Here is a 24,846-nt window from a genome sequence, read left to right as displayed (position 1 = left end):
GCTCCGGTCGATCCTGGAGGCCGAACCGCTCGACGCGACCGGCATCGGCCTGGCGGCAGTCACAGCACTGATCGGATTCGTCGCAGCCCGCGTCGTACGGACGGCGTTCCACGCGCAACCACCGACGACGACGATCTTTCCCGGCTGAGGCGAAACGGCCTCGGCCGGGGATGCCGGGCCTGGACGGCGCATCCGCCCGGGAGCCGCTCGCCGAAGCGCCGGCGAGCCAGGGGAGTGGCGGCGGGGCGGGAGCAGCCGGCAGGCGGAACTCCCCGGCAGCCCTCGCCGACCGCCGCCCTGCGTGGCGCGCCCCGGCGAGGGAGCCGAGAATGAGATGGCCGGACAGGACAAGGACCCAGGTGATCGCACATGTGCCGATGGCTCGCCTATTCGGGAACACCCATGCTGCTTGACACCATCCTCTACAAACCGGCCCACTCGCTGATCGACCAGAGCCTGCACTCCAAGCTCGGCGTGGAGACCACGAACGGCGATGGGTTCGGCGTCGGCTGGTACTCGGAGGACAACAGCACGCCGGCCCTGCTGCGCGACGTGGGCCCCGCCTGGAACAACCGCAACCTGAGGGAGATGGCGGACCATGTCCGCTCACCGCTGTTCTTCGCCCACATCCGGGCGTCGACCGGGACGGCGGTGCAGCAGTCGAATTGTCACCCGTTCCGGCAAGGCCGTTGGATGTTCATGCACAACGGCGCCATCTCCGGCTTCCACCTGATGCGCCGGGACCTCACCCTGCTCGTCGACCCCGCCCTGTACGCCGACATCGAGGGGACCACGGACTCCGAGGTGATGTTCTACCTGGCCCTCACCTTCGGCCTGGACCAGGACCCGCCCGCCGCCGTGGCCCGGATGGCGGGGGTCGTGGAGCGCGCCGGGCACGACCACGGCGTGGAGTTCCCGCTCCAGATGACGCTCGCCATCACCGACGGCGAACGCGTCTGGGCCTTCCGCTACTCCAGCGGGCACGCGTCCCGGTCGCTGTTCTACAGCAGCCGCGTGGACGCACTGCGCAGACTGCACCCCGATGTCGCGTTCCTGCGGGACATCTCCGAGGAGACCCGCCTCATCGTGTCGGAACCCCTCGGTGATCTGCCCGGAGCCTGGAACGAAGTACCGGAAAGCAGCTACGGCGTCGTCCAGCCCGGCGCTGACGAGCTGTACCCCTTCGCCCCGGCGCCTGCATGACACGACCGCTGATGCTCGTACTCGAACACGGACTGTTCGCAGGGCTCGCAGACGGGCCGCCGCTGCCCCGCCGGGCAGCTCCTACCCCCTCGTGGAGGGCCGATGCGCCGCTACCCGCCGATCGCGGATCACGGTCTGATCGGGGACCTGCAGACCTGCGCCCTCGTCTCGTCCGAGGGAGTGCTCAACTGGTTCTGCTCGCCGCGCTTCGACTCGCCCAGCATCTTCGCCGGCCTGCTCGACGACAGCCGAGGCGGCTACTTCGCGATCACCGCCGACCCGGTCCGCATCCCGCGGGGCGAACCGCCGGACAACGCCGAGGTCATCACCCGCCAGCTCTACCTGGCCGACACCGCAGTCCTCATCACCCGTTTCCTGACCCCCGACGGCGTGGGCGAGGTCATCGACTTCATGCCCGTCCGCGAGCCGCGCACTCCCACCGACCGACACCAAGTGGTGCGCGTCATCCGGGTGGTACGCGGAACCGTGCGCTTCACGCTGGAGTGCCGCCCGCGCTTCGACTACGGCCGGGCGCCCCACGACCTCACGTGCGACGGTGACACCGCCCGCTTCGACGTACCCGGCATCACCGCGCACCTGCAAGCCTTGGGCCCGGTGGCCCTGGAGGCTGACGGGGTGGACGTGCGGGCAGCCCTGACCCTGACCGAGGGCGAACGCGCGGCCGTCCTGCTGACCGTCTGCGACGAAGGCGGCACGGCCCCACCTCCGGTGAGTTCGGACGCCGTGGTGAAGGAGTTCCACGCCGTGCGCGACTTCTGGCACGGCTGGATCGGACACTGCACCTACCGCGGGCGCTGGCAGCAGATGGTCAACCGCTCCGCGATCACCCTCAAGCTGATGACGTACGCCCCCACCGGCGCGCCGATCGCCGCCGCCACCATGGGCCTGCCCGAGCAAGAGGGGGGCGAGCGCAACTGGGACTACCGCTACACCTGGGTCCGTGACGCCTCCCTCGCGGTGCGCGCCATGCGCGACCTCGGCTTCACCGAGGAAGCGCACGCCTTCCGGAGCTGGCTCATGCAGCGGCTGAGGGACGGTGGAGCTCCCAACGGCGAACCCCTGCAGATCATGTACCGGATCGACGGCGACCCGTACTTGAGTGAGGAGGTTCTCGACCACCTGGAGGGCTGGCGGGGCTCCGCACCGGTGCGCGCGGGCAACGGCGCCGCGGACCAGCTGCAGATGGACATCTACGGCGAGGCCGTATACGCACTCGCCCAGGCCGGCCGGGCCGGCGACGTAGTGGGCTTCGACGACTGGCAACGCTGCGCCGCCCTGCTGGACTGGCTGTGCGAGAACTGGGACCGGCCCGACGAGGGAATCTGGGAAACCAGGGGCGGACAGAAGGACTTCACCTACAGCCGCCTCATGTGCTGGGTCGCCCTCGACCGCGGCATCCGTCAGGCCACGGCCACCGCCCGCCCCGGCGACCTGACCCGCTGGACCGCTGCTCGGGACGCGATCCTCGAACAGATCATGACCCTCGGCTGGAGCGAAGAACGTCAGGCGTTCGTCCAGGAGTACGACAGCGCCGTCCTGGACGCCTCCCTGCTGCTCATGCCCCTGGTCGGCTTCATCGCCCCCAAGGACCCGCGCTGGCTTTCCACCCTCGACGCCATGGACGCCGAACTCGTCTCCGACAGCCTGGTCTACCGCTACGACCCGGAGGTCTCGCCCGACGGCCTCAAGGGTTCCGAGGGCACCTTCTCCCTGTGCACCTTCCTGTACGTGTACGCCCTCGCCAGGGCCGGCCGCCCCCATCAAGCCCGCTATGCCTTCGACAAGATGCTCACCTACGCCAACCACGTCGGGCTCTTCGCGGAAGAGGTCGGCCTCACCGGCGAACAGCTCGGCAATTTCCCGCAGGCCTTCACCCACCTCGCCCTCATCACCGCAGCCCTCGCTCTCGACACCGCACTCGATCAGGACGCGAACGTCGCCTAGTGCTCGCCTTCCGAGGCCATCTTTTGCACTCCGGACAGGAGCGGGGTCACGATGGTCAAATGAGCCTCACGTCTGTGAGAGCGACACCGGCCACTCCGGCTCGGTCCCACCTGCCGTCCGGGAAGCAGCAGGTGGGCGGGGTGCGTTGCCATGGTGCTTGACCTGCTCATCATCGGCTTGGCGGTCACGCTGTTCCCGCTGCCCATCATGGCCTTCGTGCTGTTGGTATCCGCCCGGCGCGGGGTCTGGAAGGGCCTGGCCTTCATCCTTGCCTGGCTGGCGTGCCTCGTGGCCGTGATGGCGGTCGTTCTCCTGCTCACCGACGGGCAGCCGCCCCCGCCCCGCTCACCCCCGTCGATCGCGGCGCTCGTGGCCACGCTGGTCATCGGGGCCGGCCTGGTCGTGTACAGCGAGCACAGGCGTCGCCGAAGCCGCCGTCCCACTACAATCCCGAAGCCCGACACGCAGGAGGGGACCACGGCGCCCGCGTCCTCCATGACCTCCCGGATGGACGACGCCACCGGCTGGTCCGCGGCGGCCCTGGCCGTGCTCCTCCAGCCCTGGGGGATGGTGGGCGCCGCTGCCGCCACCGTCGTGCGGGCCGACCTCTCCCACGGCGCGTCCTTCCTGGCGCTCATCGCCTTCTGCCTCCTGGCCACCTCCACACTGCTGGCCATGGAGCTGTACGTGGTGTTCTCACCCGAGAAGGCCCAGCTTTCCCTGCTGAGCCTGCGCGCGTGGCTGGAGCGCCACAAGGACCCGGCGATCGTCGTCACCTGCCTCCTCCTGGGCCTGTGGCTCGTCGGCAGAAGCCTGTACCAACTGACCGGTTGACCCGGCAACGGTCCTCCGTCGCCCTTGCAGGAAGAAGGCCAACCATGACGGAGCCCAGCACCCAGCCCGAAGACCCCGGCAGCGGGCAGCAGCCGCAGGAGGCGGACCGGCTGCGCGAAATACTCCGCGCTCCCGGCTATCTCAAGCTGCTCGCCTTCGCCGCGCTCATCGGCATCCCGGTCTCCCTGATCGCGTTCTGGTTCCTCGTGGGACTGCACGAACTGGAGCACGTCCTCTGGGCGGACCTTCCGCAGGGGCTGGGCTGGGACGCGCCGCCGTGGTGGTGGCCGCTCCCCCTGCTCCTGGTCGCAGGAGCCGTCGTCGGTCTGGTCGCCGCACGTCTGCCCGGTGCCGGCGGGCACGTCCCGGCGTCCGGCCTCCACACCGGCGGGGCTTCGCCGAACACACTGCCGGGCGTCCTGCTCGCCGGGGCCGCGAGCCTGCCCTTCGGCGCCGTTCTGGGACCGGAGGCACCGCTGATCGCCCTGGGTGGCGGCCTGGCCTTGCTCTTCCGCGACCTCACGCGGGCTCCGGCGACCCCGCAGAGCGCCGCGCTGCTGGGCGCCGCCGGCGCCGCCGCCGCCATCTCCGCGATCTTCGGCAACCCGCTGATCGCCGCGGTACTCCTCATCGAGGTGGCCGGCCTCGGGGGGCCACAACTGTTCGCGGTCATGCTGCCCGCCCTGTTCTCCAGCGGAGTCGGGGCCCTGGTCTTCACCGGCTTCGGACGCTGGACCGGGCTGGAAACGGGCAGCCTCAGCCTCAAGCTGACCACTCCCTTCCCACGCCTCGACGCGGCGGACGTGCTGTGGACGATCCCCATCGCCATCGCCCTCGCCGTCCTCCTGTACCCCGTACTGGCGGCGGCCCGACGCATCGCCGCGTACGTCTCGGGCGGCGTGCCCTCCCGCACCGTCCTGTGCGCCGTGGCGGCCGCGGTCTGCGCAGCCCTCTACGCCCTGATCACCGACCGCACCCCCGCAGACGTCGCCTTGTCGGGCCAGACGACCCTGGGCCGGCTGGCCGCCGACCCGCATGCCTGGGGCGTGGGCGCCCTGATCGCCGTCCTGCTGTTCAAAGGTGCCGCCTACACCCTCTGCCTGGGCAGCCTGCGCGGCGGCCCGGTCTTCCCCGCCCTCTTCCTCGGAGCCGCCGCCGGAGTCCTGGTGGCGCCCCTGCCCGGCCTGGGCCTGGTTCCGGCCATGACGGCAGGCATGGCCGCCGCCACGGCCGCCACGCTGCGGCTACCGGTCAGCAGCGTGGTCGTCGTCGTGCTGCTGCTGGGCAGCTCCGCCATGATGCCCATCGCCATCCTCGCGGTGGTGATCGCTTTCGTCACCACCGAACTCCTGCCCATCGGCACGGCGACGCCGGCTGCTCCGCGGGCCGAGCAGCCGGCTGCGGACGCAGGCAGCCCCAAAGCGGCCGGGGCACCCTGACGACAGCTCCGTTCACCATGGCCGGGCCCGTCAGCGCCGCCGAGCGCGGCCCAGGCCGCTGCGGCGGGTACCGCTGTCGCCCACCTGAGGAGTCCGTCGGCGCCCGCCCGAGCCCCCCGGGCTTCCCCGTCAAGAACGTGCGAGCCTACGGCTCCCAGGACCTCGCCAACCTCTTCGCGTCGGTCACCGGAGCCACGCCCCGCGCGTCGGCAGCCCCTTCGCCACGCTCACGCCCGACTTCGACTACGGGCCGGGCAGGGCAAAGCCGCCGACGTTCCCGCAACTCCCGCGCACTACCGGAGGCCAGGCCAGGCCAGGCCGACGCCCGGCACCCGCCACAGCCCTTGGCTGCCCGGATTCCGGCAGCGGGACCACAGTCCAGAACCCCGCTCGCTTCGAGCGCTGCCTCCGACGACCGGGCCGATCAGGTGGCGAACAGGCCGTCGAGCAGCGCGGAGGCCGAATGGACCTCGTCCCCGCTGTACCCGGTCCTGAACCGCAACTCCTCCGCGCCCAGCGATTCGACTGCCAAGCCGATCAATGGCCGCCAGCACCTCGCGGTCGCGGCAGGGAACTCCCTGAGGGCCTCCGTCCCGTCTTCCGCTCCCGCCGGGCCCGAAACACGCAGGGTTCGCCCGTCCGGGAACTCCGGCGAGACGATGTGCACATCCACCGGGCCGACGGCAACGCTCTTCCTGATGTCGCGTGCCAACTCCAGGACGTCGACGGAGCAGTGCGGCGGGATCCCGGCCGCCGCCAGTCGCTCCTCGGGGATGCTGCCGAACTCCTTCGTCACCTGGAAGACGATGTTGAACTGCTGCGCGGTCATCGTCACGTCGGGCGTACGGCTGCGCACTTCCTGATGCCTCATCCCGTCATTCCAGCTCATCGAAGTACGACGCGGTCGGCCGGGTGGCCGCCGTCCTGGCGGAGGGTTGGACCGAGCGGTACGCCTACGACGGAGCGGGCAACCAGACGACCGCCTCCTGGCCCGCCCCTCACCCGGGCCAGGACGCCGTGGGGCCACGTGAGTACACCGGCACGACGATCACGCGCGCGGGCAGAACGAGCTACGAACACGACGTACTCGGCCGCCGCACCTCCAAGCAGCGCTTCGCTGCCGACGGCACGAGAGTTCTCGAACAGGTCGCGTTCACCTGGGACGGCACGACCCTGTGCGCACAGAGGACGCAATCGCCGGACAGTCCATCCCCGCGGAGGCCCCGGACGTCCTTCAGGACGTGCGCAAGGAAGGTTGGGGCTGGGGAGGCGAGTCGCGCTTCTTGAAGATGACGTACAGGCTGACGCAGACCTGCGGAAATTGCCTACTCAGGCGGTCTGACCTGCAGCGATCGGCCTTTCCGAGCCCTTCACCTTGCCCGTATATGATCCCAGTCGCACGCAGGCGGGCGTTGCACCTGCCTGAAGCTACCGCCGATGCAACGCTCGCCTGGCGACAGCAGCCGTCAGCAACTCGTCGTCGAAGTGCGAGGCGACGGCAAGCTGAGTTGCGCCTGCGCGCGCGTTCAGCATGCTCTTCGTGATCCGCACGGTAGTCGGGTCACGGCGAATGATCGGCTTCGCCCAGCGCGCGACTGCAGCGTCGAGATCACCTGCAGGCACCACCTCATGCAGGATGGACAGTTGCTCCGCCCTGGCGGCGTCGAACGGCTCGGCCGTGAGCAGGAGTCGGCGAACCCAGGCCTGCCCCGCCTCTTCCGCGAGACGGGGAAGGACTCCGCCCCAGGCGGGCGGGACTCCGAGGCCGACCTCCGGCATCCGGAATCGGCAGGTGTCTGCTCCGACGCGCAGATCACAGAAGACCGCGAGGCCGAGGCCGGCGCCTATGACATCGCCGTGGAGGCGGGCGATGGTGACAAGTTTCAGTTGCGAGAGCGTCGAGCACACCCGCTGGGCCTTGTCGGCGAGGGACCGTAGCTCGGAGCCGGATGGGTCTCTCTCCAGCAGTGCGGGGAACTCAGCGCGGTCACCTCCCTGGCAGAAATGGTCTCCCGCACCGGACAGCACCATCACGCGGACGGTGTTGTCGTCTTCCAGGGCGCGCAGGACCACCAGCAGTTCGCTGAGCATCTGGCCGTCGACGCTGTTGCCTGTCTCGGGGCGGTTGAGCTGCACCCTGAGGATGGGCCCTTCGTCGGTCACCTGGAGGGCTTTGAAGTCCGTGAACATGTGGGGCTTTGTCTCGTTTCTCGAGTTGGTGGTCAGGTGAGGGTGAGTGGCAGGGACGTAATCCGTCGGAAGGCTACGCGGGGCGCCCATCGCGGGGGACCGCTCAGGCGCGGCCGTATCGAGCGACTGAGGAGCGAGGTGAGCAGGGTGACAGCTTCCAGCCGGGCCAGGGCGTTGCCTGCGCAGTAGTGGATTCCTGCCCCGAAGGCCAGGTGGGACGCTCCGCGACGGAGGCTGAAACGATGGGGGTCGGGGTAGCGTGCGGGATCGTGATGGGCGGCCCCCACCATGAGCTGCACCATTTGACCGGCTGGCACCAGGGTGTCTCCGAGCTGGGTACTCGTCTGGGCCACACGGCTGATCATGTGGATAGGGGCGTCGTAGCGCAGTACTTCATCGACGGCGCCCGGGACGAGCTCGGGGTCACGGCGCAGTGATTCCAGATCCTCGGGGTATTCGAGGAGCAGGCGCACCGCCGTGGACAGGACATGCGAGGTTGTCTCCAGCGCCGCGAGAATCATGAAGAGCGCGAGAGCGTGAACGGCTTCGTCTGCGCGGTGCCGGTCAGGTTCGAGCGCATCCCAGGTCCGAAGCCACGCCGAAACAGGGTCGCTCCCCGGCTTCTTACGACGGGCACGGATCAAGTCGGCGAAGTAGGTTCGCAGTTGCCTCGTGGCGCTATCGGAGAGGGCCAGCTGGCTCGGCGTGGGGAAGAGCTCCTGCGCGAAAACCTGGTCATGCGTCAGGTTGCGTAGAAGTCCGTAGTCGGTGGCGGGTATCCCCATCCACTCGCCGATGGTGATGATGGGCAGTTCTTCGCTGACGAGTGTGTGGAAATCGGCTGGCCCATGGCGCAGTTGGTCCGTAAAGTCGGTGAGCAGCCGGTCGACGGCCCGCTCCACGGACGGACGAAGGGCTGCGAGTGAGTTGTGTGGGAAGAGGCTCCCCAGAGACCGCCGTTCCCTCGTGTGCTGGGGCGGGTTGAGCATCGGCAGAGACGCGGCCATCTGCTGCGAGGCGGGTGAATTCCATCGAGCCGAGTGGCTTGTCCGCCAATCGGCGTCGGGAACGCTCCAAGCCTTGTCTCGAAGGATCTGGTCACAGAGAGCGTAGGACGTGACAATGTATCCGCCCCATGGCGCCGGGATAAGCTCTCCCATTTTCGCGAGTTGCCGATAGATGGGCAACGGATCCGATTGCCCCGCCTCTGTCCGCAGCCGAGAAAAGACAGCCGTCAACGCCCGCCGATCGACGCCGATAGTAGCCGTGGAAGTATTCAAAGTAACTCTTTCTTACAAGATCGAACAGCGATGGCCAGCGCTGCCTACCCTCACCGTTGAACTTTCACGCAAAAAGAGAGTTTCCCCACATCACTCTGCGTCACACCGCACATGTGAGAGTTCGAAGGATCGTCGCTTTTCTGAACAGACAACGCAAAACGCCCTTGGTTCACACGTGCCTCAGGGGGAGGGTCGCAGGCTCCCGGTACCGCTGGTCGAGGAAGGCCTGATAGGGATCCCGGCCTCGAGTGGGTGAGTAGTCGATTTGCTCGAGAATCCGCGGATGCGCGATTACGGTCATGAGATTCTCCTGCAGCGCCGCACCCCGTTCTTCGAGGCCGTCGGGGTTCCCGGAGATGGAGTGACCTGTCAAAACGAGGCCTGACCAAGTACCGGCGATCTGGTGCGCCTGGTCGGCAGTCTCCGCATCGAAGCCGACCTCGCCTCGTTGTTGGGCTTCGTTCAGCTGGGTGGTGTTGAATTTGATCCATTCAGGCCAGGGAGTTCCGTCAACCGTAGTGATGCCGGCTACAGCCAGTCGCGCTTCTCGAAGATGACGTACAGGCCGACGCAGATCACTGCCATTAGCAGGATTGCAAAGGGGTAGCTGCCCGCCCACTTCAGCTCCGGCATGTCCTCGAAGTTCATGGCTCACCTTTACGAGCCTTTCCTCGTGCTACCCGTTTGTGCAGCCGATTCTCCCCAGCCGCCCCCCAACTGGGCTCCATTCCCCCCGGATTCCCCCAGCGGCGGTTGCTTCTGGTGGAGGATTCCCGCTGGCTGGGGCGATGATCCGGGCGACCGGAGGAGTCACCCGACGTACTGGCGGGGCGGGAGCGGGGGCAGAGGCGGAGCCGGAGGGGTACGGCGAGAGGGCAGTTTCCGGGGCCCCGCCGTACGCTGCCGGAGCTCCACCACCTCAGCCGAGCTAGATCGAGGGGGCGGGGCGGAGGGTGAACAGGCGGCGGGTGTCGGTCAAGTCGAGGACGCGTTGCCCCTGGTCCGGAGTGTCGGCGAGTTCGAGGGTCCATTCCTCCTCGATGGCGCGGGCGAGTAGGGCGAGTAGGGCGAGCAGGACGTGGAGGGCGCGTCGATGTCACCGCTCACGTGCACGATGGCCCGCTCCGGCTGCTCGGTAACGGTGACGGCGAAGTCGTGGAGGCGCATGGTCGCACCCGCCGCTCGTGAGGAGCCCATCACGGCCGCTCCCACGTCGGACGGAGCATGGCCGTCAAGCGCGCGACCGGTGCCGCGCACAGCCGAGCGAAGATCCCGCAGCTCCAGCGGCGCACAAGGGCACAGGTAGCTCCGGGTCTCCCACTGGACCAGGCTGGTCGATACTTCGCGCCTACCCCTGCCACGGCACGGCAACCAGGGCGCGGAATCGATCGTGGGTCGCGGTCGCGGGAACATTTCACCGTCGCCGCAACAGGTCCTGACCACCGGTGATGGGGGATCGCCTGCCGCGCGCCAATGTCAGGTTTCTGCGGCGTTCGCATCCTGGCTGTTCTCTGCGGGGAGACGACGGCGCAGGAGGTTCCTCGTGGTGAGCAGCGCGTGGTCGGTGTGGGTGTGAACGGGGAGGGAGGACTGGTTGGTCTGGATGAGTTGGCGCGTGGCGGGGTGGGGAGTGGCTGCGGCCATGGGGATGCCGTGGTCCGTGCAGTGGCGGTGCGTGCGCAGGACGGCGGAGACGGTGGCGGCGGTGCCTGCGGCCGGGCCCAGCGAGATGACCAGGGCCGAAGGCCGGTGTTCGCCGAGGAGCAGGTCGATGGCTTCGGTGAGGGCGGCGCGTTGCTCCGTGGTGACGGGGTCGTGGACGGTGACGATCAGAATGTTGTCATCCAGCAGGAGACGGCTGTGCAGGTCCATGGTTCTCCCTGTCCGGGGGAGCCGGCAGGAGCGGGCTTCAGAAGGCAAACCGTGCGCATGGCTGACCGGTCACGAATCGCGGGGGCCCGCGTTGACCGGGCAGGAATGTCACAGGAGGCGGGGTCTCGGCCCTCATCGACGGGCTGGGAGGCCGCACGGGCCGTACGGGTCCTGTGGGGAGGTCGTGCGCGTGGCGAGGAAGCCGCGGAGTTCCCCAAGCCGCAACGCCGTGCTGGTTGCAACAGTCGAGGCATGATTGACCGGCCCGCGTTCGGGCAGTGCCGGGCCCTCAAAGCTTTCCATGAGGGGCGGCACTGGGCGTGCGCCTCCGCTTCCCCCACGCTCGGGCGGCAGGGGCGGAGTAGCCCCGCCAGCAACTCCCCCCCACATCCACGGCATGCGTCCGACCTTCGGTGGCCTGCGGTGAGCGGCGGCGATCGCGCCGAGGGAGATCTTCATGAGCGAGCCAACGGTACGAAACTCCGCCGCTGCCCCAGGCGGCCGCGCCACGTGACCTGGCCCCGGGCATGAACGCCGTCCCGCTGACCCCATAGGAACGCGATGTCCCGGACGGCATCGAAGCCGAACTGCCTCGGAACCGGATGCCGGACCGCCGGCTCCGGACCATGCGCTGTCATGTGCCGGGGTCGGCCGTTCCGGCCCGTACCGCATGGTGCTGTGGTCTCCTCGCCAGCCTCGCGCTGCTGGTCGCGAGCCCCCGATAGGTGGCGGGCTCGCTGCCCACCGAGAGTGGTTCCGCGCGGAGGGCAGCGCACTGAGAGGCCGAGATGAAGGAGGCACGCCGCACCTATGGTCACCCCGACCACACTTTCCGCCCGGACAGCCCGCGGCGGTACGGCCCGGGAGCCGCCGCCGACGACGGGCACTGACGCGGTCGAGGTCAGAGGGAGCGCCGACTCGTAAGCGCGGGACCGTGGCCGCGCCGGGATTCACCCCCGCCGGCCCGAGCTGCCCTCGTCCCGGGAGCCGCGGTGCGTGCCCTACAGGCGGGCGACCGGCGGGTCATCGTTCAGCACGCCGCACTCGCTGCACCGGCCCGAATGCCGGAGACTCGGACAGCGAGGGTGGTCATCGCGAGCCCGCCTCGCCGGGGCGACTGCTGACAGTGACGCCACGCACGGATGAAGCGCGTAGTCCGGAGCTGCCTTCCGGCCCTCCATGGGACGAGACGAGAGGGGGTGGCCCGTGACCCGTACGGCGCTCATCGTGATCGACATGCTGAACACGTACGAACACGAGGACGCCGAGGCCCTGGTCAAGTCCGTCCGTGAAGCGCTCCCCGGCGTGACGACGTTGCTGGAGCACGCCCGTGACAGCGATTCGCCCGTCATCTATGTGAACGACAATTTCGGGGAATGGCGTTCTCACCACGGGGAGATCCTCAGGGCGGCTCTCGACGGGAGGCACAGCGATTTGGTGGCGCCGGTCGCGCCCGACGAAAATTCGCTGTTCGTCGTCAAGGCACGGCATTCGATCTTCTTCGAAACCCCGTTGGCTTACCTGTTGGGGCAGCTTGAAGCCGAGCGCCTGGTTCTGTGCGGGCAGGTGGCCGAACAGTGTGTGCTGTACTCGGCCCTCGACGCCCACATCAGGCACTTCGATGTCGTCGTGGCGTCCGATGCGGTCGCCCACATCGACCGCGACCTCGCCGACGCGGCCCTGCGGATGATGCGCCGCAACATGTCAGCCCACATCTGCGCCGCGGATGAGGTCACCTTCGACTCCCGGCGGTCGCGATGAGGAGAGGGGCTCCCGACCAGGAGCAGCGCTACGCATCGGCCGCTTCCCCGCGCTGCGCCCTTGCCGTCGCCCTCACGGCACGGCCGCCAGGGGCCGAGACACAGCAGGAGCGGCACATGGGCACCCAGCACCACCGGGGCCGACCGGACGAGGGACAGGCCGACGCCCTCTTCGGCATCGAGGAGATCGACACGGGGCGGGAAGCGCACGTCCCGGCGGACGCCGGCCCGCTGTTCCGCGACTCCCCGGCCGCCCGTCGGCTGCTCTCCGTACGGGAGATCCGCGCCGAGCCCGCCGCCGCGGCCTCCCCGCGCGGCCGCCAGATCCTCGCTCGCTTCCCGGACGCCGAGATCGTCCCCGTGGATTCGCACTGGGGGATCCCGGACCTGCACGGCAACGCGGGCAACGTCGACCGCTGGGTGCGCATCAAGAGCGAGGTCCTGGTGCTGGGGGAGAAGAAGACGCTCACCACGCGCCCCAACGGACGCTCCGCGGACTGGATCGCGCCGGGCCCCGCCAATGGCTGTGCAATGGCCTGCGCCTACTGCTACGTACCGCGCCGCAAGGGCTACGCCAACCCGATCACGGTCTTCACGAACATCGAGCGCATCATCGCCCACCTCGCCCGGCACGTCGCGCGCCTCGGCCCCAAGACGGAGCCCAACCAGTGCGACCCCACTGCGTGGGTCTACGACGTTGGAGAGAACAGTGACTGCTCCGTCGACGCGCTGATCAGCGACAACGTCGGCGACATCGTGCGGGCCTTCGCCCGGTGGCCTTCCGCCAAAGCCTCCTTCGCCACCAAGTTCGTCAATCCGGACCTCCTCCTGCTGGATCCGCGGGGCCGCACCCGCGTGCGGTTCTCCGTGATGCCGCAGGAGGACTCCAGGCTGCTCGACATCCGCACCAGCCCGGTGGGGAGCCGTATCGCCGCCGCCGGGGACTTCCTGGAGGCGGGATACGAGGTCCACTTCAACCTCTCACCCGTCGTACTGCGCCCCGGGTGGGACACGGACTGGGCCCTTCTCCTGCGGCACATGGACGATGTCCTACCGGCCGCGGTGAAGGACCAGGCGGCCGCGGAGGTGATCATGCTGACGCACAACGAGGACCTGCACGTCCTCAACCTGGGCTGGCACCCCCGCGCCGAGGACGTCCTGTGGCGGCCCGACCTCCAGCAGCCCAAACGCTCCGAGAACGGCAGCTGGAACGTCCGCTACCGGGGCGGCGTCAAGGGTGAGGCTGTTGAGACGATGCGGACGCTGGTTGCCACGCACGCACCGTGGCTGCGGATCCGGTACGCCTTCTGACTCCCGCCACCGGCCGATGGAGACGTGCGCGAGAGGGCCCAGCAGGCTCGGCCGCGACATAGAGCGGCCGACGCGGGGGGCTCGGAGCCCACGCACCGGTTCGGGGCCCCGGGCAGGGCCGGGCGGGTGGTCGGCGGGCACCGGGCAGGTTTCTGGCCGCGGCCAGGGCATATGTAGGAGATGCCGCTGTCGTGGTGTTCCCCGAGAAGTAGCGTGAACGAGGCTCCGCCGTACCCGTCGGCGCAACCGGCGGTGGGGGCCGCCGTTCGCGCGGCCCTGTGCGCGGGCATGGTGGGTGTGCTCATCGTCGGGTGCGGGGCACCGGCGGGCAGGGTGGACGGGGCACGGACCGCCGGGGAAGGCTTCGAGCGGGCCCTGGCCTCCGGGGACGGGACGACCGCCTGCGGGCTGCTGGCGCCCGAAACGATGGGGCAGCTGGAGCAGGACGAGAAGAAGACCTGCGCGGAGGCGATCGGGGCGGAGGCGCTGCCCAAGACGGGGGCGGTGCGCGCGGTCGAGGTGTACGGGCGCCAGGCCATGCTGCGCCTCGACGGAGACACGCTGTTCCTGTCGCAGTTCGGTGGTGGATGGAAGGTCGTGGCGGCCGGTTGCACCCCTCAGGGAGAGCAGCCCTACAAGTGCGCGCTGAAGGGCGGCTGAGGATGCGCTTCCTCTTTGTGACGTGCCTCGTCGTCGTGGTGGGCGGGCTCGCCTATTTCACCGCGATCGGGGCGATGCACCGGTGAGCGGCGACACGCGCGCGAAGCCGCGGCGGAGCGGGTTCTGGCGGGACAACAGCCTCACCCTGGCGTTCGGGTCCGCCTTCCTGCTGGTCCTGGCGGGGCAGGCCTTCGTCGGACACGCCGAGTTCAATGATCAGCTGGCCGTCGACGGCCTCCAGCGGATCGGCCTGGGCGAGTACGTGACGACCTCCGACTTCGCCGTGGACGTCACGGAGAACTGGCAGTCCGAGTTCCTCCAGTTCTTCCTCTACATCTTCGGGACCGTGTGGCTGGTCCAGCGGGGCTCCCCAGAGTCCAAGGAGCTGCACAAGATCGGTACGGAGTCCGATCAGGAGCAGCACCTGGGGGATCACGCCAAGGAGGACTCGCCCCGCTGGGCTGGCACGAAGGACTGGCGCCAGTGGTTGTACTCCCGCTCGCTGGGCCTGGTCATGGCGCTCCTGTTCGCCGGGTCCTGGTTCGCGCAGTCGGTCTCGGGCAGGTCGGCGTACGACGAGCAGCGGCTGCGGCAGCTCCAGGCCCCCGTCGGCTGGGGCGCGTACCTCACACGGCCCGACTTCTGGAGCCGGACGCTGCAGAACTGGCAGTCCGAGCTGCTGGCGGTCGCCGCCATGGTCATCCTCTCGGTGTACCTGCGCCAGCGCGGCTCACCCGAATCGAAGCCTGTGGGCACCGCCCACACCTCGACCGGAGTGGAGGGCTGACGCCAACGGCGCACTCCGGGGTGGGTGGGGCACGGGTCCGCTTAAGAACCGCCCGTGCGGGCAGGCACTCCACATCTGCGGCTTGAGCGGGGAGGTGCGTTTCGACGGTGGACGGCCCGACCTCGCCGCCGTCGAAAGGATGACCGATGTGCTGGAACCGCGGGGACCGGACGGCAGGGGAGCCTGGTCGCAGGGCTCCGTGGCGCTGGGGCACCGACGCCTGAAGGTCGTCGACCTCTCCGAGCGCGGTGCCCAGCCCATGACGAACGCTCACTTGGGTCTGACCGCCGTCTTCAACGGCTGCGTCTACAACCACCGTGAGCTGCGCGGCCGCCTCGAAGGACTCGGGCACCGCTTCTTCTCGGATTCGGACACCGAAGTGGTCGTCAAGGCCTATGCCCAGTGGGGTCCGGAGTGCGTCGAGTTCCTCGTCGGCATGTTCGCCTTCGCCATGGTCGAGCATTACACCGGCCGGGTCGTCCTGGCCCGTGACCGGCTCGGCATCAAGCCCCTGTATGTCACCCAGGACGGGGACCGACTGCGTTTCGCCTCTTCCCTTCCGGCCCTACTGGCGGGCGGGGGAGTCGACACGTCCCTCGACCCGGTGGCCCTCCACCAGTACCTGAGCTGGCACGGCACGGTGCCCGCGCCCCGGACGTACCCGTGGGCGTGCTCCTGTCGGGCGGCCTGGACTCCAGCCTGATCGTGGCCCTGCTGGCCGAGCAGGGGCAGGAGGGCCTCGCCACCTTCGCGATGGGATTCGAGGCGGAGCATGGCGAGGACGGTGACGAATTCCGGTACTCGGACCTGATCGTTCGCGGCGATCGACGACGTCGCCGACTGCGCGGCCCACGCGGTCGCCCTCGGATACGCCGACCCCCTGCGACTTGGGGTGATGGGCCGCTCGTACGGCGGCTACCTGACCATGGCCTCCCTGGTGCGGCATCAGGAACTCTTCCGCGCCGGGGTCGCCGTCTGCGGGATGTCGGACTTCGACACGTTCTTCGCCGGTACGGAGCCGTGGATCGCGCAGTCCGCCGCCGCCAAGTACGCGCACCCCCAGCGGGACCGGGAACTTCTGCTCGCCCTGTCCCCGATGAGCCGGATCGACCAGCTGCGCGTCCCCGTACTGACCGTTCACGGGGAACACGACACCCACGTGCCGCCGACGGAATCCGAGCAGTTCGTCCGCGCCGCGCGCGAGCGGGGTGTCCCTGCTCGGCTGCTGACGCTCAAGGACGAGGGCCACGAGTTCCTGCGGGCGGACAGCCGGCGCCTGTACCGGCGTGCCTCGGCGGACTGGCTGGAACGGCACCTCGGCTGATCCGGGCCCGCGGCCGGTGCGGTGGTCGGGGGCCCGGCGAGGGTCAGAGCTCTCCGGGATCCAGCTGTTCCAGGGGTTCGAGTGCCGGTCCCTGGAGGATGCCGCCGTCGATGCCGAAGCGGGAGCCGTGGCAGGGGCATTCCCAGGTGCGTTCGGCGTTGTTGAAGGCGACGAGGCATCCCAGGTGGGTGCAGACGGCGGACACGGCGTGCAGCCCGCCCCGGTCGTCGCGGTGCACGGCGCAGGGCTTGCCGCCGGCCCTGACCACCGTCCCCTCGCCCGGCCGCAGGCTGCCTACGGGGCCGTTGGTGCCATCGCCGAGCGTGTCCAGGCGATCCTTCACGAAGTGCTTCCCGGTCTCCCACTGGGCCTTGAGGAGCTCCGGGGCGGAGCGCAGGGTGGAGCCGAGGCGGGCGGGGTCGTAGAGACCGTCCCACGGGTCTTCTCCGCCGTCGACGAGGGACGCGATGATCGTCCCGGCCAGGACCCCGCCCGTCATGCCCCAGCCGGCGAAGCCCGTGGCGACGTAGACGTTCTCGCCACCGCCGGGCAGCCGGCCGATGAGGGGCAGGGTGTCCGTGACGCTGTTGTCCTGTGCCGCCCACCGGTGGGTGACAGTGAAGCCGGGGAAACGCTGCTCGGTCCAGGCCTGCAGGCGTTCGTACCCGGCCTCGGTGTCTTCCCCCTCGCCGGGAGCGAACGCCTCTCCCGTGACGATCAGGAGACGGCCGCCGTCGTCGAGCGGCGCCGTGCGGACCGATCGCTTGCCGCCCTCTTCGGTGATGTACACGCCATGGGGATCCAGGCCGGCTGGCAGGGGGCCCGCGATCACGAGGTCGCGGTGCTGGGTCAGCCGGGCGGCGAGCAGGGCGTGGTCGAAGACGGGGTGGTGGGTGGCCACCACGACGTGCCGGGCGGAGACGGTGGCACCCGAGTCGGTGGTGAGACGGCACGGATCGCCGTCGTCGAGGGTGGTCACGCGGGTGCCCTCGTGGATGCTGCCGCCGAGCGCGACGATGTCGGCGGCGAGGCCGCGCAGGTACTTGAGCGGATGGAACTGCGCCTGGTCCTCCACCTTCACGGCTCCGGCGACCGGGAACGGCAGGCCGGTCGCGGTGACGAACGAAGCGTTGAGACCGGCTGCCCGGGCCGCCCCGGCCTCCGCGCGCAGGGCCGCCACGCCGTCGGGGTCGCGGCCGTACGTAAAGGCGGGGCGTTCCTCCAGTTCGCAGTCGATGCCGAGTTCCGCGGCCACGTCGAAGACGTGACGCAGCGCGGCGCTTTGGGAGGCGGCGTACCGGTGTGCGGCGTCCTCGCCGTGCTCCGTGCGGAGCTTGTCGTACACGGCGGTGTGCAGGGCGGTGAGCTTTCCTGTCGTGTGCCCGGTGACGCCTCCCGCGAGCCGGTCCGCTTCCAGCACGACGACCCGCAGACCCGCGCGGGCGAGTTCCCACGCCGTACTGAGCCCGACGATGCCGCTGCCGATCACCGCCGCATCCGCCTGCGCCGCCCTTGAGAGAGGAGCGAAGGACGGCAGGTCCGCCGTCTGCATCCAGTACGAGCGGCCGTCGTTCGAAGATCGGTTCATGTCCGGCGACTGCCCCGTGGAGAGGGGCTGATGCGCGGACGCTTCGTCGGTGACGCACCGTGTCGTTGCGGATACATGTGCGTGTAAGTCCGGACGAATCCGGTTGATCGGTACGACCGGGGGCACGCGCACCGTGACGATCGCAAGGACAAGGCGGACAAATGCGGAGCCGGGCAGGCGGTTCCCAAGGAGGCGCCATGAGAGCACTCACCTGGCACGGCAAGCGCGACGTACGGGTCGACTCGGTGCCCGATCCCACGATCCGCGACCCGGACGACCTGGTCGTCAGGATCACGACCACCGGCCTCTGCGGATCCGACCTGCACCTCTACGAGGTCCTCGGCGCGTTTCTCGACCCCGGCGACATCCTGGGCCACGAGCCCATGGGCATCGTGGAGGAGGTCGGGCCGGCGGTCACGTCCTTGAAGCCGGGGGACCGGTCGACGACATCCTCCCCCTGCTCACCGACGGGGACCCGCTCGGCGTCGACGACTTCGCCACGCACCGCTTGCCCCTCGAACAGGCCCCGGACGCCTACGAGATGTTCCAGAAGAAGCAGGACGGCGCCGTCAAGGTCCTCTTCACCCCCTGAACCGCGCGGTCGGCCGACGGGGCATGCCGCGCCGGGCACATGCCGTGAACCCCGTCGCGGCGGGTGAGAAAGCCGGGGCGTCGTTTGGGAGCGGACGCCTGCGTGCCTGCGGGTCATGGCTGAACCGTCCGGCAGACCACTCCATCCCACCCGAGCAGGAGACGACATGACTACGAAGCACACTCCCGCGGCACCGGAGCCGGGCGAGGCAGCCCTGCCGGGCAAGCCGGGGCCCGTGTCGCCGCCCGTGGCGGAGCCCACGCAGCCTGCGGAGCCGCTGCCGCCGAAGGCGGATCAGGACGGCCCCGAGACGGTGAGCCCCACGGGGCAGGCGACCGGGGCGGACCAGGCCCGTGTCGCGCAGAGCGGCGCGTACCTGACCACCGCCCAGGGCGCGCGGCTCTACGAGACCGATCACTCGCTCAAAGCCGGAGCGCGCGGCCCGGTCCTCCTTCAGGACCATCACCTGCGCGAAAAGATCACGCACTTCGACCACGAGCGGATCCCGGAGCGGGTCGTCCACGCGCGCGGCGCGGCGGCTCACGGCATCTTCCAGGGCTACGGCACGGTGGGCGAGGTGTCCAAGGCGGCGTTCCTCGCCAAGGACGTGGAGACACCTGTGTTCGTACGGTTCTCCACCGTGCTCGGCTCGCGCGGTTCGGCCGACACGGTCCGCGACACACGGGGATTCGCGACGAAGTTCTACACGGACGAGGGCACCTTCGACCTGGTCGGGAACAACATCCCGGTGTTCTTCATCCAGGACGCGCTCAAGTTCCCCGACATCATCCACGCCGGAAAACCCCATCCGGACCGCGAGATCCCGCAGGCGCAGAGCGCGCACGACACGTTCTGGGACTTCGTGTCCCTGCACACCGAGGCCACCCACCACACCCTGTGGAACATGTCCGACCGCGGCATCCCGAGGTCGTTCCGGATGATGGAGGGCTTCGGGGTACACACCTTCCGGCTGGTCAACGCGGCCGACGAGAGCGTGCTGGTGAAGTTTCACTGGAAGCCCAAGCTGGGTGTCCACTCCCTGGTCTGGGAGGAAGCACAGCTGATCAACGGCATGGACCCCGACTTCCACCGCCGCGACCTCTTCGACGCCATCGAGTCCGGCGCCTTCCCTCAGTGGGAGCTGGGCATCCAGGTCTTCCCCGACACCGCTGACCAGACGTTCGAGGGCATCGACCTCCTCGACCCCACGAAGCTCGTGCCCGAGGAGCTCGCACCGGTCCAGCCCATCGGGCTGATGACCCTGAACGCCAACACCAAGAACTACTTCGCCGAGACCGAGCAGGTCGCCTTCCACCCCGGCCACCTGGTCCCGGGCATCGACGTCACCGACGACCCGCTGCTCGCCGGTCGGCTCTTCTCCTACCTCGACACCCAGATCAGCCGCCTCGGCGGCCCCAACTTCGGCCAGATCCCGATCAACCGGCCGCACGCACCCGTCAACGACATGCTCCGCGACGGCATGCACCAGACCGCAGTCCACACCGGCGTCGCCCCCTACCACCCCAACAGCCTCGACGGAGGCTGCCCGTTCCTCGCCGGCACCGACATGAGCGCCTACATCGAGACGCCCGTCACGGTCCCCGAGGCGAGCAAGGTCCGTGAGGCACCCGCCTCGTTCTCGGACCACTTCACCCAACCCCGGCTGTTCTGGCTGAGCATGACCCCGCCCGAGCGCGAACACATCATCGCCGCCTACACCTTCGAACTGAACAAATGCTATGAACAGGCCGTCAAGGAACGCACCCTGAAGGTGCTGGCGAACATCGATCCCGAGCTGTGCGCACAGGTCGCCGCGGGCCTCGGCCTGCAGGCCCCCGGAGCCACCGTGCCGATCGTCGCCGCCGACCCCAGCCCCGCCCTCTCCCAGCTGGGAGGGACCTGGCCGACCGACGGACGCGTGATCGGCATCATCACCGACCCGACGGCCGACCTGGACGGCGTACGGACGGCCCGGCAGGCCATCCTGGGCGCCGGGATGGTCCCTCTCGTCATCGCCCCTACCGGCGGCACCCTCGACCCGGACGGCGAGCCGATCGCCATCCAGCGCACCTTCGCCACCGCCCGCTCCGTCGAATTCGACGCCCTCCTCCTGGCCGGGGCTCCCCAGGCGGGCGCAGATGCTTACGGTGCCCGCGACGCGAAGGCCGGTACGGCCAGGCCGCCGGAGGCAGCGGACCCGCGCGTGCTGCTGCTCGTCACCGAGGCGTACCGCCACGGCAAGGCAATCGGCGGCTGGAACGGCGCCCAGCACCTGCTCGAAACGGCCGGCATCACAGCGAACGAGCCTGGCATCGCCGTGGGCGAGGACGGCGCGGTGGTGGTGGGAACCGTCGCCGCAGCCCTGTCCGAACACCGGGCTTGGGACAGGTTCCCGCCCGCCGCCTGATCCCGGCGAAGACGCCGGGAAGCGGGCTCGCCGCCACCGTGGCGGCGGCGGGCCCGTTCCGGGCCGGCCCCTATACGGCTGCGCAGCGCCTCGCGCTCACTGGGCCGACGGGGGAAGGGGCGCGATGCGGACAGCGAAGAGAACGGTGTCGTCCTCGGGGTGAACGGGGGCGACGGTGCCGGCGAGGTGCTGCAGGACATCGTCCAGGGGAGTGCCGGTGCTTGCCGCGGCCAGGCGGTGTGCGGCTTCGCCCACGGCCGCGTCGAGGTCCTGCCCGCGGTGTTCGACGAGCCCGTCGGTGTAGAGCAGGAGGGTGCTGCCGGGGGCCAGGAGCCGGGTGTGGGTGGTGCGGGGCGTTGGCGGCAGGGCGGGGTGCAGGAGGATGTCGTGGGCCTGGAGCTGCTCGGCGGGCTCGGAGGGTGCGCCGGGGTGGGTGAGGAGTGGGGGCGGGTGGCCGGCGTTGGTCCAGGAGAGCTGCCAGTGGCCGGCGGGGCGGGGGGTGAGGTGAGCGTGGACGAGGGTGCCGCCGGCCGGGAGGCCCAGGGTCTGGCAGGCCTGGACCAGTGCCTCGACGGCTTGGTGCGGGGGTCTGCCGGGGTGGTCGAGGTCGGCTTGCCGGAGCATGCTGCGGACCTGCCCCATGAGGGTCGCGGCGCGCAGGTCATGGCCGGTGATGTCCCCGACCGTCACGGCCCACGCACCATGCCCTCCGGGCAATGGGTAGAGGTCGTACCAGTCACCTCCGACCATGTCCTGCCGCCCGGCCGGCCGGTACAGGGCGGCGGTCTCCAGCCCGGGCACCTGAACGAGATCGGTGAGCATGGCCTCCTGCAGCCGTCGGGCGACGGAAACGCGCTCGTCCAGGTAGGTGGCGCGTTCCACGGCCCGCGCCGTGTAGTCGGCCAGAACCACCAGCACCGCCCGCTCGGGGGCATCGACCACGTGCGGAGTGTCCCAACCGAGCTCCAGGACGCCGAGGACACCCTCGCTGCTCGGCAGAGGTACGCACACCAGGGCGTGCAGGCCCAGCGCGTCGAAGTCCGCCGCGGCCTCCGGGCCGTAGCCGTCCGCGATGGTCCGCCGGTCGGCGACGATCACCGTGTGCCGCTCCCGTACCGCCCGCGCACCGGGCCGGTACGCATGGTCCGCCGGTCGGCGACGATCACCGTGTGCCGCTCCCGTACCGCCCGCGCACCGGGCCGGTACGCATCGATTCCGTACCCTTCCTCCGGCCCGCTCAGGGGCTCCGCTTCCGTGCTGGGCCCGCCCACCTGCCGCAGCAGTCCGTCCTCGCCCACCAGCGCCAGCCCCACGTAGGAGGGCTTGAGGTCACCGCCCGCCAGCTCACTCACCCGCGCCCAGACCTCCTCCAGACCGCTGGTGTCACCCAGATCCTCCGCGGCCCGCAGCAACAACTGCGCTCGGCTCAGCAAGGTCTCCATCCGGTCGGCCTCGGCCTCGGCGAGCGATGCCGCCTCGTCGGCCGCCTCCCCGGCGCGCTGCACCTGGTCGGAGCGCAGCCGCAGCCGCATCTGGGCGCTGCACGCCGCGCCGAGATCCCCGAGATCCCGCAGATCCTCCTCGGTCCACGTGCGCGGACCGCTGTCGGTGACGGCCAGCACACCGAGCAGCTCGCCCTCGGGGCCGACCAGGGGCACGCCCGCGAAAGCCGGCCCCTCGTCACCGTCCCCCGCCAGGGTCAGGGGGCCGCCGAGCCGCGCCACGCGACGGCACAGCGCGGCCATTTCGGCGCCGGCGGAACCGGTCGGCCAGCTTTCGACCACGGCGGTACCCTCACCGACCACCCACACCAGCGCCCTGGGGGCGGCCAGGAGGCGGGTGGCCAGGCGCGCGAACCGGTTCAACCGTCTACCCCTCACGCGGATGTCTGCCGACCCGGCAGGGCTCGTGACAACCAGCTTATCGACCGGAGCGCCGTACCTCGCGGGGAGCGATCGTCGAACGGCGGGGGCGTCTTTTCGTCCCCGGCCTCGGGCCGACCCCGGCACGGTGCGCCCGGGCGGACGGCGCAGGCGCGTCACCCCTTCGGGTCGATCGCCGGTTCCGGCCGGGCGCCGAGCCCGGACGCCGGGTGGATGCCGTCGGGGTGGCCGGCCGCGGCGCCCGGTACGACGGAGCCCAGGAGGTACGCGATTCGACGCCAAGAGCTGACCGCCCGGTCCTCGGCCTGCCTGCGGGCGCGCGCGGCAGCTTACGGCAGGGGCGTGCCGCCCGTGGCGTTGACGATCTCCCCGGTGATGTAGCTGGCCTGGGGCGAGGCCAGGAACACGTAAGCGGGCGCCATTTCGGCGGGTTGGGCGGCCCGGCCCAGGGGGGACTGCTTCCCGAACTCCGTGGTGTCGGGCATCGTCGCGGGGATCAGTGGCGTCCACACGGGTCCGGGGGCGACCGCGTTGACCCGGATGCCGCGCTCGGCGACCATCTGGGCCAGTCCGTGCGTGAAGGAGATGATGGCCGACTTCGTCATCGCGTAGTCGAGGAGGTGGGGGCTGGGCTGGTAGCCCTGCACGGAGGCGGTGTTGATGACACATCCGCCGCGCGGCATGTGGGCCAGCGCGCGGCGGGTCAGCCAGAACATCCCGTACAGGTTGGTCTTCATGACCCGGTCGAACTGCTCCGTGGTGATGGCCGCGATCCCGTCCGGCTGGGACATCTGGTACGCGGCGTTGTTCACGAGGACGTCGAGGCGCCCCAGTTCGCTCACGGCCCGGTCCACCAGGGCCGCACATTCGGCCTCGTCGCGGATGTCACACAGGACGGGTACGGCTCTGCGGCCCGCCTCACGGACCAGGCGCGCGGTCTCGTCCGCTTCGTCCGCTTCCTCGGGGAGGTGGGTGAAGACGACGTCCGCCCCCTCACGGGCGAACGCCAGGCACACGGCCCGGCCGATGCCGGAATCGCCGCCCGTGACCAGGGCCGCCTGGCCCAAAAGTATGTCGTGGCCCCGGTAGGAATCCTCGCCGTGGTCCGGGCGGGGATCCATCTCCTCCGTCGAGCCGGGGTGCTCCTGCTTCTGATCGGGGAAGGGCGGGCGGGGGTGGCGGGTCACGGGGTCGGGGACGCGGGGCTCTTCGCTGGTGCGCCGGGGTGTTCCGGGGGTGTCCATGGTCCCCGGCTACCCCCTCACCCGGCTTTGATGTCCCCGAGAAACCCCATTCGTCCCCTTTGTGTTTCCGTCGCCATCCGGGTGCAGGCCGACCCCGCCCCGGCCGGGTCCTCCAGGTCGGCCACGCGGAAATGGACGTGCCAGCGGGGGCGGACGTGCGGGTCGAGTCACCTCTTCCCCCGGCTCCCGCCGCCTGGCCAAGGCGATGCGGCGCTGCGGGGCCGGTCCGGCCGCCGAACACTTCTACGCCGGGCACGTCGAGGCCGATGCCGTCCACGAGCAGGTGGTACGCCACGAGGTCATCGGAGGACTCCTCGCCGAGGAGCCCGGTCCGGAGCCGGACGTGGCCTTCGGCTGCGCGGCGACCGGCCTCCTGGAGGACCGTCTGGCCACCCACATCCGTACGGCCTGGCAGGACGGACGCAGTGCCCTGTGGACCTCCCCGCCCACCGCGGCCCAGCCGCACCGGACAGATGGGGGTGATCATGGAGTGGGCGGGTAGCCGCA

The 24,846-nt window shown here is 70.0% G+C and carries 18 protein-coding genes and 6 pseudogenes; 14 read left to right on the top strand and 10 right to left on the bottom strand.

Annotation, left to right across the window (positions count from 1 at the left end; all coding sequences use genetic code 11):
* Positions 1-369: 369 nt before the first annotated feature.
* The 4 genes from ACFWBW_RS02400 to ACFWBW_RS02385 all read left to right on the top strand — a co-directional run bounded on the left by ACFWBW_RS02400 (position 370) and on the right by ACFWBW_RS02385 (position 5,441).
* The gene (locus ACFWBW_RS02400) at positions 370-1,203 is read left to right on the top strand and encodes a class II glutamine amidotransferase (RefSeq protein WP_385367617.1); all 834 of its coding nucleotides are present in this window, start codon (positions 370-372) and stop codon (positions 1,201-1,203) included.
* A 102-nt stretch (positions 1,204-1,305) separates the two neighbouring features.
* A complete protein-coding gene (locus ACFWBW_RS02395) occupies positions 1,306-3,168 on the top strand; it encodes a glycoside hydrolase family 15 protein (protein WP_385367616.1) in 1,863 nt (620 codons plus the stop codon).
* Positions 3,169-3,318: 150 nt separating this feature from the next.
* Positions 3,319-4,002 carry a GAP family protein gene (locus ACFWBW_RS02390; protein ID WP_385367615.1) on the top strand — a complete coding sequence of 228 codons (684 nt, stop codon included), beginning with the start codon at positions 3,319-3,321 and terminating at the stop codon, positions 4,000-4,002.
* A 44-nt stretch (positions 4,003-4,046) separates the two neighbouring features.
* Positions 4,047-5,441, top strand: coding sequence for a chloride channel protein (locus tag ACFWBW_RS02385; RefSeq protein ID WP_385367614.1), 1,395 nt, complete (start codon positions 4,047-4,049; stop codon positions 5,439-5,441).
* Between the two features lie 424 nt (positions 5,442-5,865).
* On the opposite strand, the gene ACFWBW_RS02380 is transcribed toward ACFWBW_RS02385, so the two are convergent.
* Positions 5,866-6,312, bottom strand: a complete 447-nt coding sequence (locus ACFWBW_RS02380; protein ID WP_385367613.1) for a hypothetical protein — start codon at positions 6,310-6,312, stop codon at positions 5,866-5,868.
* A 26-nt stretch (positions 6,313-6,338) separates the two neighbouring features.
* Here ACFWBW_RS02380 and ACFWBW_RS02375 point away from each other — a divergent pair.
* Positions 6,339-6,656: pseudogene (locus ACFWBW_RS02375) on the top strand (hypothetical protein); the annotation flags it as partial.
* 213 nt (positions 6,657-6,869) lie between these two features.
* On the opposite strand, the gene ACFWBW_RS02370 reads toward ACFWBW_RS02375, so the two are convergent.
* From ACFWBW_RS02370 to ACFWBW_RS02355, 4 genes and pseudogenes are all read right to left on the bottom strand, one after another.
* On the bottom strand, positions 6,870-7,631 hold the full coding sequence (locus ACFWBW_RS02370; protein ID WP_385367612.1) for an enoyl-CoA hydratase/isomerase family protein: 762 nt from the start codon (positions 7,629-7,631) through the stop codon (positions 6,870-6,872).
* 32 nt (positions 7,632-7,663) lie between these two features.
* The gene (locus ACFWBW_RS02365) at positions 7,664-8,533 is read right to left on the bottom strand and encodes a cytochrome P450 (RefSeq protein WP_385367611.1); all 870 of its coding nucleotides are present in this window, start codon (positions 8,531-8,533) and stop codon (positions 7,664-7,666) included.
* Positions 8,534-9,439: 906 nt separating this feature from the next.
* Positions 9,440-9,559: pseudogene (locus ACFWBW_RS02360) on the bottom strand (CorA family divalent cation transporter); the annotation flags it as partial.
* 828 nt (positions 9,560-10,387) lie between these two features.
* The gene (locus ACFWBW_RS02355; protein ID WP_385367610.1) at positions 10,388-10,783 is read right to left on the bottom strand and encodes a hypothetical protein; all 396 of its coding nucleotides are present in this window, start codon (positions 10,781-10,783) and stop codon (positions 10,388-10,390) included.
* A gap of 1,206 nt (positions 10,784-11,989) precedes the next feature.
* Between ACFWBW_RS02355 and ACFWBW_RS02350 the strand changes: the two genes are divergently transcribed.
* The 6 genes and pseudogenes from ACFWBW_RS02350 (at position 11,990) to ACFWBW_RS02325 (ending at position 16,625) form a co-directional block, all read left to right on the top strand.
* Positions 11,990-12,544, top strand: a complete 555-nt coding sequence (locus ACFWBW_RS02350; RefSeq protein ID WP_385367609.1) for an isochorismatase family cysteine hydrolase — start codon at positions 11,990-11,992, stop codon at positions 12,542-12,544.
* A gap of 116 nt (positions 12,545-12,660) precedes the next feature.
* The gene (locus ACFWBW_RS02345) at positions 12,661-13,854 is read left to right on the top strand and encodes a spore photoproduct lyase family protein (RefSeq protein WP_385367608.1); all 1,194 of its coding nucleotides are present in this window, start codon (positions 12,661-12,663) and stop codon (positions 13,852-13,854) included.
* A 213-nt stretch (positions 13,855-14,067) separates the two neighbouring features.
* The gene (locus ACFWBW_RS02340) at positions 14,068-14,514 is read left to right on the top strand and encodes a hypothetical protein (protein WP_385367607.1); all 447 of its coding nucleotides are present in this window, start codon (positions 14,068-14,070) and stop codon (positions 14,512-14,514) included.
* Between the two features lie 82 nt (positions 14,515-14,596).
* Positions 14,597-15,301 (top strand): DUF6766 family protein, encoded by a 705-nt coding sequence (locus tag ACFWBW_RS02335; RefSeq protein ID WP_385367606.1) that lies wholly within the window; start codon positions 14,597-14,599, stop codon positions 15,299-15,301.
* A 73-nt stretch (positions 15,302-15,374) separates the two neighbouring features.
* A pseudogene (locus ACFWBW_RS02330) lies at positions 15,375-16,144 on the top strand (asparagine synthase-related protein); the annotation flags it as partial.
* Entirely contained in the window at positions 16,125-16,625 is a 501-nt protein-coding gene (locus ACFWBW_RS02325; RefSeq protein WP_385367689.1) for an alpha/beta hydrolase family protein, read from the top strand. The pseudogene ACFWBW_RS02330 and the gene ACFWBW_RS02325, both read left to right, overlap by 20 nt.
* A gap of 43 nt (positions 16,626-16,668) precedes the next feature.
* Here ACFWBW_RS02325 and ACFWBW_RS02320 read toward each other — a convergent pair whose 3' ends face one another.
* The gene (locus ACFWBW_RS02320) at positions 16,669-18,213 is read right to left on the bottom strand and encodes an FAD-dependent oxidoreductase (protein WP_385367605.1); all 1,545 of its coding nucleotides are present in this window, start codon (positions 18,211-18,213) and stop codon (positions 16,669-16,671) included.
* Positions 18,214-18,410: 197 nt separating this feature from the next.
* On the opposite strand from ACFWBW_RS02320, the pseudogene ACFWBW_RS02315 reads away from it, so the two are divergent.
* Positions 18,411-18,653, top strand: a pseudogene (locus tag ACFWBW_RS02315) (alcohol dehydrogenase catalytic domain-containing protein); the annotation flags it as partial.
* A gap of 318 nt (positions 18,654-18,971) precedes the next feature.
* Entirely contained in the window at positions 18,972-21,212 is a 2,241-nt protein-coding gene (locus ACFWBW_RS02310) for a catalase (protein WP_385367604.1), read from the top strand.
* A 96-nt stretch (positions 21,213-21,308) separates the two neighbouring features.
* Here the strand turns inward: ACFWBW_RS02310 and ACFWBW_RS02305 are convergent, their stop codons facing one another.
* The 4 genes and pseudogenes from ACFWBW_RS02305 to ACFWBW_RS02290 all read right to left on the bottom strand — a co-directional run bounded on the left by ACFWBW_RS02305 (position 21,309) and on the right by ACFWBW_RS02290 (position 24,339).
* Positions 21,309-22,034, bottom strand: coding sequence for a PP2C family protein-serine/threonine phosphatase (locus ACFWBW_RS02305; RefSeq protein ID WP_385367688.1), 726 nt, complete (start codon positions 22,032-22,034; stop codon positions 21,309-21,311).
* A gap of 114 nt (positions 22,035-22,148) precedes the next feature.
* A pseudogene (locus ACFWBW_RS02300) lies at positions 22,149-22,346 on the bottom strand (serine/threonine protein phosphatase); the annotation flags it as partial.
* A complete protein-coding gene (locus ACFWBW_RS02295) occupies positions 22,307-23,092 on the bottom strand; it encodes a GAF domain-containing protein (RefSeq protein WP_385367603.1) in 786 nt (261 codons plus the stop codon). The pseudogene ACFWBW_RS02300 and the gene ACFWBW_RS02295, both read right to left, overlap by 40 nt.
* A gap of 332 nt (positions 23,093-23,424) precedes the next feature.
* Entirely contained in the window at positions 23,425-24,339 is a 915-nt protein-coding gene (locus ACFWBW_RS02290) for an SDR family oxidoreductase (protein ID WP_385367602.1), read from the bottom strand.
* Positions 24,340-24,502: 163 nt separating this feature from the next.
* Between ACFWBW_RS02290 and ACFWBW_RS02285 the strand changes: the two are divergent.
* A pseudogene (locus ACFWBW_RS02285) lies at positions 24,503-24,841 on the top strand (iron-containing redox enzyme family protein); the annotation flags it as partial.
* Between the last annotated feature and the right edge of the window lie 5 nt (positions 24,842-24,846).

This window comes from Streptomyces sp. NPDC059957 (genome assembly GCF_042730015.1).
Taxonomy (GTDB): Bacteria; Actinomycetota; Actinomycetes; order Streptomycetales; family Streptomycetaceae; genus Streptomyces.
This window is presented reverse-complemented; position numbering and strand designations above follow the sequence as displayed.